Raw genomic sequence first — 13144 nt, 5'->3', positions numbered from 1 at the left:
GCCTTAATTTTTTTGGCACTGTCTTTGATAATTACTGCCCCAGTCAGACAAGCTATCTAAAACTGACTGCAAACTATAACCCGTTTGTGTAAGTTCATATTCAACACGGGGAGGAACTTCTGCAAATACTTGTCTGGAAACTAAGCCTTGTTCTTCCATTGAACGTAAATTGGTTGTTAGTACTTTTTGTGAGATACCGTCTACTGATTTTTTTAATTCACCAAATCGTTTTTTTCCATCCATTAAATCTCGTAAAATTAACACTTTCCAACGGTTACTTATAAGTAGGAGCGTGGTTTCTACAGGGCAGTCAGGTAAATTTTTTTCCATAATTTTTTAGCGTCCTTTCAAAATAGTTTCTGAAAAGTAACTAGGTTACTTCAAAGTGCTTACTTTCTTTTAGTAACTATTAGAGTTATTATAACGTTAGGAAATAAAAAATACAATTTTATTGGAGGAATAGTAGATGAAAATTGCCGTTATTGCAGCAAATGGAAAAACAGGAAGCCAAGTAGTGACAGAAGCAGTTAATCGAGGATTTGAAGTAACTGCCGTTGTTCGTCATGACAATCAAACAAAGGCACAACATGAATTGAAAAAAGATCTTTATGAACTAACAGCTGAGGACTTACAAGGATTTGATGCAGTTGTGGATGCTTTTGGTGTTTGGAATCCAGAAAAATTAAACGAACATACAACATCATTAATCCATTTAGCCGATGTTTTAAGCCATACGAAAACCCGTTTAATAGTGGTAGGGGGCGCAGGTAGCCTGTATATGGATGCTGCTCATAAGATTCAATTAAAAGATACGTCGGATTTTCCAGAAATGTTTTTCCCATTAGCTGAACAAATGTCGATTGCTTTGGATGAATTGAGAAAAAGAGACGATGTACAGTGGGTTTATATTAGTCCAGCAGCTGATTTCCAAGCAGAAGGAAGTCGAACTGGCGAATACGCATTAGCGGGAGAAGAATTTACAGCAAATGCCGAAGGAGCAAGTTATATCAGTTATGCGGATTATGCAATTGCTGTGGTCGATGAAATTGAAACAGGCACACACAATCAAGAACGTATTTCAGTCTATCAAAAAAACTAGTGGTCATCACTAGTTTTTTTGTTGTTCTGCATATAATTTACCGTCATACATTTTGAAAAATGGATAATAAATAATAATCGAAATAGCGAGATTAATAAACGCAATTAAAACTGCACGATAATCACCACCAGTTCCTAGAAAAGCGCCAATCCCAATCGGTGAAATCCAAGGAATCCCAGAGATGATTTTATTAACGAAACCAAAAGCTGTGGCAAAATAGGCAACGGAGACATTCACAATTGGTGTCACTACAAATGGAATAATCAAGTAGGGGTTGTAAACAATCGGTGCCCCAAAAATCACCGGTTCATTAATATTAAATAATCCTGGTAAAATCGCTGCTCGACCTAAAATCTTCAATTGATCTGATTTTGCGACAAACATCATCAGTAAAACTAAACCTAATGTACTTCCAGCCCCACCTAAGAAAATATACATATTGGTAAAGTCACCAGCAAAAATATTGTTACCGCCATTAATATTTTCTGTTAATGAGACTAATAAAATTGGATTAATAAAACTGTTTTTAATAATCGCTGTACCATGTACACCGACTGCCCACAGTAAGTGGATTAAAAGCATAATTACTACAATCCCTAGCCATGAACCCGTTAGTTCTTTTACAAATTCAAATGGTTTAGATAATAAACCATGCAGATCTGTGTGGAAAGTAGCTAAAATACCATTAATTATTAGCATCGTAAAAGCGATGAAAATCGCTGGAATCAATGAAGCAAAAGCTTTACTAACCCCATCAGGAACCCCTTCTGGCATTCGAATAGTTAGTTTTTTACGAAGGCAGAACCGATAGATTTGCGTGGCTAAAATGGCTGTTAAAATACCAATAAAAATTCCGATACCACCAAAGCGAGTAATCCAAGCGCCCATAGCTACCCCATTATAAATAATGGCAGTCTCTGACGTTTGTTGGATGAGTTGCGCTCCATCGCTGGTAATATCTACTTGAATGATTGTTAATAAGAAGGCAAATAACCCTAAAATAGCCCCAACAAAACTGCTCAGTTCCTTGTCTTCTTGACGATAGCTTTCAGTTAAATAATAGGCTGTGGCTAAAGCATAAAAGATGGCTAACGAACCAATCGACATCGTGGTAATCACACTATATAAAGGTGAGAATTTTAAAAGCGTCTGTTCAAAAAATGGCGCCAATGGAGGAATAATTTGCGGTAAATTGTTAATGATTAAAAAGATTGATCCTACAATGGTAAAAGGGACGGTAATAATCCCGGCTTGCATAATAGCACGAATAAATCTTAAATTGGCTAATTTATTCAGTGGTGGCATTAATTTAGTTTCTAAAAACTGAAAAACACGATTCATTAGAAATACTCCTTTCTATGAGGGGATTTGCTTTGTTTGAATTAATTGTTGATACCAATAAAAACTGTCTTTCTTATAACGAGCTAATTGCTTTTCATCATCTTCGGTACGATCCACATAAATAAAGCCATAGCGTTTACTGATTCCTTCATGCACGCTTACTAAATCAACTGCTGACCACGGACTATAACCAAATAAATCAACACCAGCTTCGATTGCTTGGAGACATTGTCCGATATGTTGCTCTAAATAATTGATACGATAGCTATCGTGAATTTTTCCATCGGCGGTTAATTCATCACGAGCACCTAGGCCATTTTCAGTAATGATGATTGGTAAATGATAGCGGTCATATAAGGTTTGTAACGTTGTCTTCAAGCCGTCTGGATCAATCGTCCAATTGAATTCATTTTTTTGTAAAAACGGATTAGTGTAACCTTTATAAAAGCCCCATTCCATAATATCTTCACTTTGTTGATCGCTAATGCCATCAGACATGCCCTCTTTTTTGACAGGTTTTTCTACAGTAACCGTAGTATAAAAGTTCATTGCCACGAAATCAGGAAAATGCGTCTGCATCATTTCTTCATCCTCTTTAGCAAAACTAATTGTTACTCCTTTTTGGTTCAAATAATCTTTAAAGACAGCATTGTAACGACCAAAACAAGAGAAATCAAGGTAAGCCCAATTACGAACACTATTGAAATAAAGTGCCGCTTGATTATCTGTGGGTTTGCTTGTGGCAGGGTAAACCAATGAAATATTAGGAACAGGTCCAATTTTACCTTCAGGAACTAATTCATGGCAAAGTTTGAATGCATATTTTTCGGCCATCATTAAATGATGAAATTGTTGATATTTTTCTTGTAAAGGAATTTCTTTTCCAAGAATTTTTTGGTCCACCAACAACATGATGTTCGGTTCATTAATCGTTAGCCAATTTTTCACGCGGTCGCCATATGCTTCAAAAAGAGTTTGAGCGTACGTTGCAAAAGCTTCGACAGTACTGCGAACAGCCCAACCACCTTCATCTTCTAATGCTTGTGGTAAGTCAAAATGATTCAACGTAATAAAAGGCTGGATGTTGTATTTTAGACATTCGTTAATTACATCGTTGTAATGGTCGATTCCGGCTTGATTTATTTCACCACGTCCATTTGGAAAAATTCTCGTCCAAGCAATCGAAAAACGAAAGACGTCTAAACCTAGTTCAGCTAATAAACGAATATCTTCTTTATAATGGTGATAATGATCTGAAGCAACAGTAAAATCTGCAATTTCGTGATTGTCGCGTGGTCGGGTATCTTGGACGCTTAAACCTTTGCCATCTTCAAGATAGGCACCTTCTGTTTGATGCGCACTAATAGACGCACCCCATAAAAAATCCTTGGGAAATGTATGTGACATAACGTTCATCCTTTCAAAATAAATTAAATACAACCTAGTATAACAAGAGTTGTTGGTAGTAAGCAAAAAAAGGACACTGAAATAACAGTGTCCTAATGATTATTCTACTTCAAAAATCCAACCTTCTGGAGCTGGACGATCACCATATTGAATGCCTACTAATTCTTCATATAATTTTTTCGTCACAGGTCCTACTTCGGTTTCACTATAAAAAATGTGGAACTCATCATGGGTTTGAATGCCACCAATTGGTGAAATAACAGCTGCGGTTCCGCACGCGCCTGCTTCGACAAATTTATCTAATTCATCTAAACGCACATCACCTTCAATAGCTTTCAAACCTAACGTATGTTCTGCTAAATATAAAAGTGAATATTTAGTAATACTTGGCAGAATGGAAGGGGATTTTGGCGTAATAAATTCATTGTTTTTTGTAATACCGAAGAAGTTTGCTGAACCAACTTCTTCAATTTTAGTATGTGTCTCTGGATCTAAATAGATACAATCTGAAAAATTCTTTTCACGGGCTTCCTCACCAGGAAGGAGACTTGCAGCGTAATTGCCACCAACTTTAGCTGCACCAGTACCATTTGGCGCAGCACGATCGTAATCTGAAACGATAAAGTTTGTGGGCGCTAAACCACCCTTAAAGTATGGACCAACTGGCATACAAAAAACAGTGAAAATAAATTTATCCGCAGGTCTTACACCAATAATATCTCCAACTCCAATTAGTAAGGGACGAATATATAATGAAGCTCCTGTTCCATATGGTGGAACAAATTCGCGGTTAGCTTTTACAACTTTTTTTACTGCTTGTAAAAATAATTCTTCTGGAACTTGTGGCATACGTAAACGTGTCGCACTACGATTTAGACGTTTGCTATTTTCATCCGGGCGAAACAAATTAACGCCGCCATCTTTACGACCATATGCTTTTAAGCCTTCAAAACATTGTTGACCATAATGCAAGGCTGGAGAAGATTCGCTAATATGTAAGATATTATCTTCTGTTAGTTCGCCTTCATTCCAAGTGCCATCTTGCCAAGTAGCAATGAAGCGCCAAGGTGTTTTTATATAATCAAATCCTAAATTATTCCAATCAATTGTCATAAGACCACTCCTTTATTTTTTGATAGTATATCACTAATTCTAAGTATTGTCATTATTCTGAAAATTTACAAAAAAAGCCAATCATAATCAATAAAAATAACCGAACTATCACTAATATAGCAATGCTAATTATTATAAAATTAGCATTGCTAATGGATAATTCGGATTATATTTGAAAGGCTATGTGACTTCTCTTAGAATTTTCCTCCGCCACCACCGAATGAACCACCACCAGTTGAATGAGTCGTGCTGCCACCGCCGCCACCACCAGAGCCACCACCACTTGAAGTATTGCGAGGAATACGTCTGGTAGTGACAAAAGAATTGGTTAAACGGTCTTCTTTTTGACTAAGTTTTAAAGAAGATTTTTCATTGTATGGATAGCGGTAACCACCCATTTTTAATTGATATCTCGACTTAATGACAAAGAAGAATACAGTGCTAAGAATGGCTGCTGCAAGTAAGGCAAAAAAAGCTTCCCAAAAGGTTATGGTTTTATAGTACGTAATCTTACCAGTTTCACGATCTATTCGATAATGGCCTCTAGGTACGCCATCAGAAACATATTGACTGGCTTCGGATAAATAATTTTTTGCGGCAGTAAAGTAATCTCCTGCTGAAAGAGACTCTTGGATAGATTCTTTCATATTTTCAATTCGTCGATCGGTAAGATAATCAATCATGTTTCCCGAAGTAGAGATATGATAATCACGATAAGTCATATTGACCATTAAGGCCATTCCATTATTATCATTTCCAATTTGGCTACTTAGGTACAAATCGGTGAATTCTTCTGGATCGCTATAGCTACGATTAGTGGTAAGAATGAAAACTTCACCTTTAATTTTATCGTTGAGTTCTTCTGCTAATTGATTTAATTCTTGAATTTCTTGCTCAGTAAATAATCCCGCTTCATCGTTCACTGCTTCTGCAGCATAACTTGGAGCAACAAAGACAAACAGACCTAAAAATAGGGTGAAGAGATAAAAGAATTTTTTCATATCAGATACCCCGCAATCATAAAGAGTGAAGCTAACACTGCAAAAATTCCCACGGTAGTGAAACCTAATTTTTTATAACTAATTGGCAAGACACCACTGACTTTTCCAGTTTGGCCATTCATCGCATAATAGAAAACTTTTTTTGAGCGATCATTGCTACGATAAGTGACTAACCAAACAGGAAGTAAAACATACTGATTGTCTTCTTTTGTTAATTGAAAATTTTGATGGGTTCGTCTAAAGCTGGTGTAACCACTGACGGAATTGCTCAACAAGTTTTCACCATAATTTGCCAATTCATTCCGTACCGAATTTTCAATATCAGGGTATTCAATATCTCGTTTTTCTGCTTGAAACCCTGCGAGATATTGATTTTTAAACTCTACGGCTTTTTCTAATTGAAACGGTTGAACACCTTCAACCATTTTTTGTTGCGTATTTTTAGATAAGGCGTTTTTAATTAACTCTTTAAAAGATAATTTTCCTTTGCGCAAGACATCATATTGTTTAGTTTCGGTATATTCTAAATCGCCCACTCGCCATACTCGTATGGAAGTGGCCGTTCCTGAAAGTTCACCGTCTGCTTCTGCATCAACCGCCCAATAAGGGAAATAAACCCCTGTTAATTTTTCTACTTGATCTTTGTTGAAAAAATCTCGTGGAACAAACCATTTTTTCTGTGCCCATTTTAAGAAATTTTCTGTTGCAACTTCTTTTTCTACTGCAAAGGGTAAGACTTTATTTGGTAAAAGTTTTCCGCTCAAACGCCCCGAAAGAACGACTGGATTGTGGCAGAAATAACAATAGGTTGCAGCAGTCGTCGAATCCGTTACAATTTCTGCGCCACAACTTGGACAGAGAAATAAATCCATAGCACTGTCATCGGTGGCTTCTTGCTCTTCTTCAATGGGTGCCGTCACATCATCTGTATCTGCAAGACGAGCTTCTTTTTGACTAGCTTCAAAAGCCGTCACTTCTGCTTCTGTGAATACGCTTAAACAATAGGGACAGTGAAACTTTTGATCACTAGGATCAAAAGTTAAGGCACCATCACAGTTCGGACATTTATGTGTAATTACTTCCATACCAACAACCTCCTAAATTTAGATTGGTACTCCTTGGAATGGTTTGCCACACTCTGGACAGAATTTTGGTACGCCATTTGTTAAATCAACGACTGCGTCACAAGAGGCACATTTCATTTTAACACTTGCTGCTTTAGCTTCAGGTTTTGCAGTCCCACAATTGCTACAGAATTTTCCAGTATTTTCAGTACCGCAATCTGGGCAAGTCCAAGTGTTTTCTTGTTTAGCTGCTTGCTGTTGCATTTGTTGTTGATTCGTTTGAGAAGCTTGATTAAAGAAACCTCCAGCAGCATTCATCCCAACACCCATGCCCATAAAGCTTTGTGCTGCGCCTCCAGGATTGTTTCCTGCTGCTTCCATTCCTTTAGCAATTGACCCTTGTACAAATCCTTCACGAATGTTGGCATCACCTAACATTGCACCTTGGTTACGCATGTTGATTAATTTAACTGAATCATCTGTGTAAGAAATGCTTGCCACTGCTACAGCGACAATTTCCATTCCACGTAAATCACGCCAACTATCATCTAAAACATCACTCATATATTTGCTTAGTTCCATACTTTTAGAAGGGACATAAGAAATACGTTCGCCATCAGCAGACATTTTGTTGATAGTTGCTTGTAAGGCTGTTAAAAATTCAGCTAGATATTGCTCGTTAATATCATCGATTTCGACTTGTGTTTTATTGCGCGGAATCGCATTTGTGTAAAATAAAATTGGATCAGTTACTTTAATAGAATACGTTCCATGTGTTCGTAAAAATAACTCCGCATTGTAAAAATTATCAAAATAATTTAGCGGAGAAGACGTACCAAAACGAATGCCTTTAATTTCTTGTAAATTAATATAGAAAACTTGTTGTTTTTGTGGGGTCACACCACCAAATTTGAAACGGTCAAATGTTTCTGAAATGGCTGCTTTTAATGAACCGTTAAACATGGATGGTGCAGAATTATTTTGAACAGTATAATATCCTTCTTCTGCGGTATAATCGATAATTTTTCCACCATCAACTAAAAGCATCATCATATTTGGATATACATGAACAACTGAACCATCCGTAATTACGTCATCGGTTCCTTTACGGTTGGATCCACGTTTACTATCTTTTCTAACTTTGACACCTTTTGTCATTACTGTTGTGTCACCCATATCATCTGGTTCGATAATCTCTAGCCATTGGTCAGCAAGACCGCCACCAATTGTACTTGTTGCTGCTTTAATTAATCCCATGATGTTTCCTCCTTTAGTGAGTTAAAAATTATTATTAAACATCTATAACCAAATTATACCACAAGACGAATTATTTCTTGTATCCGCCGTAAGTCGTAAAAAAAGTTAATGAGAGTTCCTTCGTGTTGGTAGTTTTTTTTACAAAAGTTTCGTATAATGATAGATAGCGAATTTTGAAAAGAGGTGGGCAAGTTTGGCTTATCAAGCACTTTATCGCGTCTGGCGTTCGCAACGCTTTGACGATGTTGTCGGGCAACAAGCGATTACCCAAACGTTGAAAAATGCGATTATCCAAAATCAGATTTCTCACGCCTATTTATTTACAGGCCCACGAGGAACAGGAAAGACCAGTGCCGCAAAAATTCTTGCCAAAGCAGTCAATTGTCCGCACAGTCAAGATGGCGAACCGTGTAATGAATGTGAAATGTGTCGTTCGATTACAGCAGGTAGTCAAGAAGACGTTATTGAAATTGATGCTGCGAGTAATAATGGTGTAGAAGAGATTCGCTTTATTCGTGATCGGGCAAATTATGCACCGACGCAAGCGAAATATAAAGTGTATATCATCGATGAAGTCCACATGCTTTCGACAGGTGCGTTTAATGCTTTGTTAAAAACGTTGGAAGAACCGCGAAAAAATGTGATTTTTATCTTAGCAACAACTGAGCCTCATAAAATTCCAGCAACAATTATCTCACGGACGCAACGTTTTGATTTTAAACGAATTCGGACAGAAGATATTGTTGAGCATTTGGCACATATTTTAGCTGAAAGCAACATTGATTATGAAGATCAGGCGTTGCAAGTGATTGCTCGTTCGGCTGAAGGTGGTATGCGTGATGCATTGAGTATTTTAGACCAAGCAATTTCCTTTAGCGATGGTAAAATTACAATGCAAAATGCGATGGAGGTAACTGGAAGTTTAACCTTTGAAATGATGGATCAGTTTATCCAGTACTGTGCACAAAACAATGTAGCTGGCGCTTTAGAAATGTTAGGTGACATGTTAGCCTCTGGTAAAGAAGCTCGACGTTTATTGGAAAATCTTTTAGTCTATTGTCGTGATTTATTGATTTATCAACAAGCCCCACAGTTGTTAAACGAAAAAACGGGGTATCTAACGGAAGAGTTTCAGCAACTTGCGAAAGATACAGCACCACCACAATTGTATCAATGGATTGATATTTTAAATGATACACAAAATGATGTACGGTTTACGACAAATCCAACTATTTATTTAGAAGTGGCGACAGTTAAATTAGCCAGTGGTGGTACACCAGCTAGTGTCGTCTCTGCGGAAGCAATCGTTGATAATCAAGAAGTCCAACAATTAAAAAAAGAATTGCAAGGCTTACGACAAGAACTACAGCAACTCAAGCAAAATGGCGTAACGGCACAACCGGAAACACCAAAAGCACCTAAGCGAAAACCGCAAATGAATGGCTATCGTATTCCCAAAGAGCGTGTCTTTAGTGTGTTAAAAGAAGCCACCAAACAAAATTTAGTGAATGTGAAAATGGTTTGGGAAGACTTGCTATCTAGTTTGACGATTACTCAAAAAGCCATCTTGCGTGCAAGTGAACCCAAAGCAGCTAGTCCAACTGGGTTAGTGATTGCATTTGACTATGAAATTATTTGTCAAAAAGCTGCGAACGACCCAGAATTTGGATTAGCCGTGCATAATAATTTGAGTCGAATGATTCCAGATTATGCACCGGATCCAATTTTTATTACGGTTGATAGCTGGCCAGAACTACGGCAAGAATTTCTATCCAGTGATCACGAAATTGAAGTGGAAGAAGTATTTGAAGAAGCAGGGGATATTTCGTTAGTACCAGAGGAACCTGAAGATGAAACAATAGTGACCAAAGCTCAAGAGTTATTTGGTGATTTAGCAACAATTGAAGAAGATTAATGAGAAAATGAGAAATGGAGCGATGACTAATGATGCGAGGCATGGGAAATATGCAAGGCATGATGAAACAAGTACAAAAAATGCAAAAGAAAATGGCAGAAGAACAAGAAGTGTTAAATGCCACAGAATTTAAAGGGGAAGCTACTAACGGCTATGTAAAAGTTACCGCAACCGGTGACCGCAAAATTAAAGATATCGTGATTGATCCAGCAATCATTGACGCAGAAGATGCTGAAATGTTACAAGATTTAGTTGTAATGGCAGTTAATGACGTATTAACGAAGGTTGAAAAAGAAACCGAAGCAACAATCGGTAAATATACAAAAGGAATCCCAGGATTCTAAAAAAAGGAGTCTTGACTTGTGCAATATCCAGAACCAATTGCAAGATTAATTGCTAGTTATATGAATTTACCAGGGATTGGTCAAAAAACTGCGACTCGGTTGGCTTTTCATACGATTGATATGAAAGATGAAGTCGTCAACGAATTTGCAAAATCATTATTAAGTGTCAAGCGTGATTTGACCTTTTGTAGTGTATGTGGGAATATTACAGAAGAAGATCCTTGTAGCATTTGTTCAGATACAACCCGTGATCGTAGCACGATTTTGGTTGTAGAAGAACCAAAAGATGTGATGGCTTTGGAGAAAATGCGCGAGTATCGAGGTCTATATCACGTCTTACATGGTGTGCTTTCTCCAATGGAAGGAACCGGACCAGAAGATATCAACATTCCCAGTTTGATTCAACGCTTGCATAACGATGAGGTGACTGAAGTTATCTTAGCAACGAATGCAACGACTGAAGGAGAAGCAACTGCGATGTATCTTTCTCGTTTAATCAAACCGGCTGGCATCAAAGTAACACGCCTGGCACATGGGCTATCGGTGGGTAGTGACATTGAATATGCAGACGAAGTAACTTTATTAAAAGCGGTCGAAGGCAGAAGAGAATTATAGAAATGTTTATTCAGAAAATGAATCGATGGAGGAAACCCTAGTGAATGGATTATTCATAACAATTGAAGGACCAGATGGCGCAGGTAAAACCAGCGTCATCAATGAACTGTACCCTCGTTTACAGTTAATAGCTAAAAAAGGTATTGTAAAAACAAGAGAACCAGGAGGTGTCCGAATTTCGGAAAAAATTCGTCACATTATCCTCAATCCAGAACATGATGAAATGGATGAACGTACCGAAGCGTTGCTTTATGCAGCGGCTCGCCGTCAACATTTAGTTGAAGTAATTTTACCTGCGTTAAATGCTGGTAAAATTGTTATCTGTGATCGTTTTGTGGATAGTTCATTAGCTTATCAAGGAGCAGGACGTCGGATTGGCATGGAAGAAATTGCTGCAATTAACGAATTTGCAACAGAAGGGACAACGCCAGATTTTACGCTTTATTTAGATATTGATTCTGATTCAGGGTTAAGAAGAATTCAACAAAACAGAGCCGACCAAATTGACCGATTGGACTCTGAAGGGTTAGAATTTCATCAAAGGGTTCGTCACGCTTATTTAAAATTAGCGGAAGAAAATCCATTCCGTATTCATCGAGTGGACGCACGTATGAGTTTACCTGATGTGGTCGAAACAAGCTATTCTGCTATTGTCGAAGCTTACCCACAATATTTTTAATTATCATAAAAACTAAGGAGATGAGAACATGAAACTAATTATGGCAATCGTTCAAGACAAAGACAGCAACCGTTTAGCAAACGAATTTATTGATGCGAATATTCGTGCAACAAAACTATCTTCAACAGGTGGTTTTTTGAAAGCAGGTAACAGCACCTTTATTATCGGGATTGAAGATGAACGTGTAGATGAAGCACTAGAATTGATCAAGAAAACATGCCAATCAAGAAAGCAATATGTGTCAACACCAATGTCTTTAGATGTTTCATTGGATGGACAAGTTCCATATCCAGTTGAAGTAGAAGTTGGTGGCTCAACCGTATTTGTTTTACCAGTTGAAGGTTTTCATCAATATTAAGGAGGGCTAGTATGGAGGAAGGAAAGTTTTTAGCCGAATACCAACCTCTTGTCTACTCTCAAATGAAAAAAAATGGTGAGCATGAGCGTTTGGCTCATGCTTATCTTTTTGAAGGGGACAATGGGACCGGCAAACATGAAATGAGTACATGGTTAGCAAAATACATTTTTTGTGAACAACGACAAGACAATGAACCGTGTAACCAATGTATTAATTGTTTGCGTATTGAGATGAATGAACATCCGAATGTTCAGACGATTACCCCTGATGGTCAGAGTATTAAAGTCGATCAAATTCGTCAATTACAAGCGGAGTTTTCCAAAAGTGGTTTTGAGCAACGTCAGCAAGTATTTATTATTCAACAAGCAGAAAAAATGAATGCGAGTGCAGCGAATAGTTTACTTAAATTTTTAGAAGAGCCACCTGGTAGTTTCTTAGCAATCTTAGAGACGGATAGTTTAGGCAGAATTTTGCCAACCATTCAATCACGTTGCCAAATTATTCATTTTTCGCCACTTCCCAAAGGAAAATTACGTGAAAAATTACAAAATGATGGAATTGGTCAACAGACGGCAGAACTTCTTGCTAGTCTGACAAATAGTTACGACAAAGCAGTTGAAATCTCTCAAGATGAATGGTTTAATGGTGCTAAGGACATTGTTTCAACGTGGTTTGACTACTTGCGAAAGAAAGATCCTCAAAGTTTTGTTTTTGTACAGAAAAAATTATTGGCAATCACAAAAGAAAAAACACAACAACGTCAAGTTTTAGCGATATTGTCGTTTTATTTTCAACGTGAGCGCAACCAATTTTTGACTCAAGGACTTCATGTAGATGGATTGAATCGTGAATTGGAGCTGATTTTACAAGCTCAACAAAAATTAGAAGCAAATGTTTCTTTTCAAGGTGTCGCTGAACAGTTGGCATTGCGGATCATTACCTGAAATAAGT

The 13144-nt window shown here is 37.5% G+C and carries 14 protein-coding genes; 7 read left to right on the top strand and 7 right to left on the bottom strand.

Annotated elements, in window-relative coordinates:
- Positions 1-3 precede the first annotated feature (3 nt).
- Positions 4-330 (bottom strand): winged helix-turn-helix transcriptional regulator, encoded by a 327-nt coding sequence (locus DOK78_RS14270; RefSeq protein ID WP_207941637.1) that lies wholly within the window; start codon positions 328-330, stop codon positions 4-6.
- Positions 331-466: 136 nt separating this feature from the next.
- On the opposite strand from DOK78_RS14270, the gene DOK78_RS14265 reads away from it, so the two are divergent.
- Positions 467-1099 (top strand): SDR family oxidoreductase, encoded by a 633-nt coding sequence (locus DOK78_RS14265; RefSeq protein ID WP_207941638.1) that lies wholly within the window; start codon positions 467-469, stop codon positions 1097-1099.
- Between the two features lie 9 nt (positions 1100-1108).
- Here DOK78_RS14265 and celB read toward each other — a convergent pair whose 3' ends face one another.
- The 6 genes from celB to DOK78_RS14235 all read right to left on the bottom strand — a co-directional run bounded on the left by celB (position 1109) and on the right by DOK78_RS14235 (position 8282).
- Positions 1109-2440 (bottom strand): PTS cellobiose transporter subunit IIC, encoded by a 1332-nt coding sequence (gene celB / locus DOK78_RS14260; protein WP_207941639.1) that lies wholly within the window; start codon positions 2438-2440, stop codon positions 1109-1111.
- A 15-nt stretch (positions 2441-2455) separates the two neighbouring features.
- On the bottom strand, positions 2456-3847 hold the full coding sequence (locus DOK78_RS14255) for a glycoside hydrolase family 1 protein (protein ID WP_207941640.1): 1392 nt from the start codon (positions 3845-3847) through the stop codon (positions 2456-2458).
- Between the two features lie 99 nt (positions 3848-3946).
- Positions 3947-4960, bottom strand: a complete 1014-nt coding sequence (locus tag DOK78_RS14250; RefSeq protein ID WP_207941641.1) for a branched-chain amino acid aminotransferase — start codon at positions 4958-4960, stop codon at positions 3947-3949.
- Positions 4961-5154: 194 nt separating this feature from the next.
- Positions 5155-5961 carry a TPM domain-containing protein gene (locus DOK78_RS14245; RefSeq protein WP_207941642.1) on the bottom strand — a complete coding sequence of 269 codons (807 nt, stop codon included), beginning with the start codon at positions 5959-5961 and terminating at the stop codon, positions 5155-5157.
- Positions 5958-7046: a TFIIB-type zinc ribbon-containing protein gene (locus DOK78_RS14240; RefSeq protein ID WP_207941643.1), complete on the bottom strand. Its 1089-nt coding sequence runs from the start codon at positions 7044-7046 to the stop codon at positions 5958-5960. Before DOK78_RS14240 ends, DOK78_RS14245 begins: the two co-directional genes overlap by 4 nt.
- Positions 7047-7064: 18 nt before the next feature.
- Positions 7065-8282: an SPFH domain-containing protein gene (locus tag DOK78_RS14235; protein ID WP_207941644.1), complete on the bottom strand. Its 1218-nt coding sequence runs from the start codon at positions 8280-8282 to the stop codon at positions 7065-7067.
- Positions 8283-8475: 193 nt separating this feature from the next.
- Between DOK78_RS14235 and dnaX the strand changes: the two genes are divergently transcribed.
- The 6 genes from dnaX to holB are packed head-to-tail and all read left to right on the top strand — an operon-like array spanning position 8476 to position 13137.
- Positions 8476-10197, top strand: a complete 1722-nt coding sequence (gene dnaX, locus DOK78_RS14230) for a DNA polymerase III subunit gamma/tau (RefSeq protein WP_207941645.1) — start codon at positions 8476-8478, stop codon at positions 10195-10197.
- Between the two features lie 29 nt (positions 10198-10226).
- Positions 10227-10541 carry a YbaB/EbfC family nucleoid-associated protein gene (locus DOK78_RS14225; protein WP_207941646.1) on the top strand — a complete coding sequence of 105 codons (315 nt, stop codon included), beginning with the start codon at positions 10227-10229 and terminating at the stop codon, positions 10539-10541.
- Between the two features lie 18 nt (positions 10542-10559).
- A complete protein-coding gene (gene recR, locus DOK78_RS14220) occupies positions 10560-11156 on the top strand; it encodes a recombination mediator RecR (protein WP_207941647.1) in 597 nt (198 codons plus the stop codon).
- A gap of 40 nt (positions 11157-11196) precedes the next feature.
- Positions 11197-11835 carry a dTMP kinase gene (tmk, locus tag DOK78_RS14215; RefSeq protein WP_339076294.1) on the top strand — a complete coding sequence of 213 codons (639 nt, stop codon included), beginning with the start codon at positions 11197-11199 and terminating at the stop codon, positions 11833-11835.
- 28 nt (positions 11836-11863) lie between these two features.
- Positions 11864-12193, top strand: a complete 330-nt coding sequence (locus tag DOK78_RS14210; RefSeq protein WP_207941649.1) for a cyclic-di-AMP receptor — start codon at positions 11864-11866, stop codon at positions 12191-12193.
- An 11-nt stretch (positions 12194-12204) separates the two neighbouring features.
- A complete protein-coding gene (gene holB / locus DOK78_RS14205) occupies positions 12205-13137 on the top strand; it encodes a DNA polymerase III subunit delta' (protein WP_207941650.1) in 933 nt (310 codons plus the stop codon).
- Positions 13138-13144 lie beyond the last annotated feature (7 nt).

The organism is Enterococcus sp. DIV2402 (assembly GCF_017426705.2).
Taxonomy (GTDB): Bacteria; Bacillota; Bacilli; order Lactobacillales; family Enterococcaceae; genus Enterococcus_F; species Enterococcus_F lowellii.
This window is presented reverse-complemented; position numbering and strand designations above follow the sequence as displayed.

Bases quoted from the DNA above. Each gene is read 5' to 3' on its own strand.
- DOK78_RS14265 (WP_207941638.1), top strand. From the start codon at position 467: ATGAAAATTGCCGTTATTGCAGCAAATGGAAAAACAGGAAGCCAAGTA.
- DOK78_RS14240 (WP_207941643.1), bottom strand. From the start codon at position 7,046: ATGGAAGTAATTACACATAAATGTCCGAACTGTGATGGTGCCTTAACT.
- DOK78_RS14235 (WP_207941644.1), bottom strand. From the start codon at position 8,282: ATGGGATTAATTAAAGCAGCAACAAGTACAATTGGTGGCGGTCTTGCT.
- DOK78_RS14255 (WP_207941640.1), bottom strand. From the start codon at position 3,847: ATGTCACATACATTTCCCAAGGATTTTTTATGGGGTGCGTCTATTAGT.
- celB (WP_207941639.1), bottom strand. From the start codon at position 2,440: ATGAATCGTGTTTTTCAGTTTTTAGAAACTAAATTAATGCCACCACTG.
- DOK78_RS14245 (WP_207941642.1), bottom strand. From the start codon at position 5,961: ATGAAAAAATTCTTTTATCTCTTCACCCTATTTTTAGGTCTGTTTGTC.
- DOK78_RS14250 (WP_207941641.1), bottom strand. From the start codon at position 4,960: ATGACAATTGATTGGAATAATTTAGGATTTGATTATATAAAAACACCT.
- DOK78_RS14270 (WP_207941637.1), bottom strand. From the start codon at position 330: ATGGAAAAAAATTTACCTGACTGCCCTGTAGAAACCACGCTCCTACTT.
- DOK78_RS14210 (WP_207941649.1), top strand. From the start codon at position 11,864: ATGAAACTAATTATGGCAATCGTTCAAGACAAAGACAGCAACCGTTTA.
- holB (WP_207941650.1), top strand. From the start codon at position 12,205: ATGGAGGAAGGAAAGTTTTTAGCCGAATACCAACCTCTTGTCTACTCT.
- DOK78_RS14225 (WP_207941646.1), top strand. From the start codon at position 10,227: ATGATGCGAGGCATGGGAAATATGCAAGGCATGATGAAACAAGTACAA.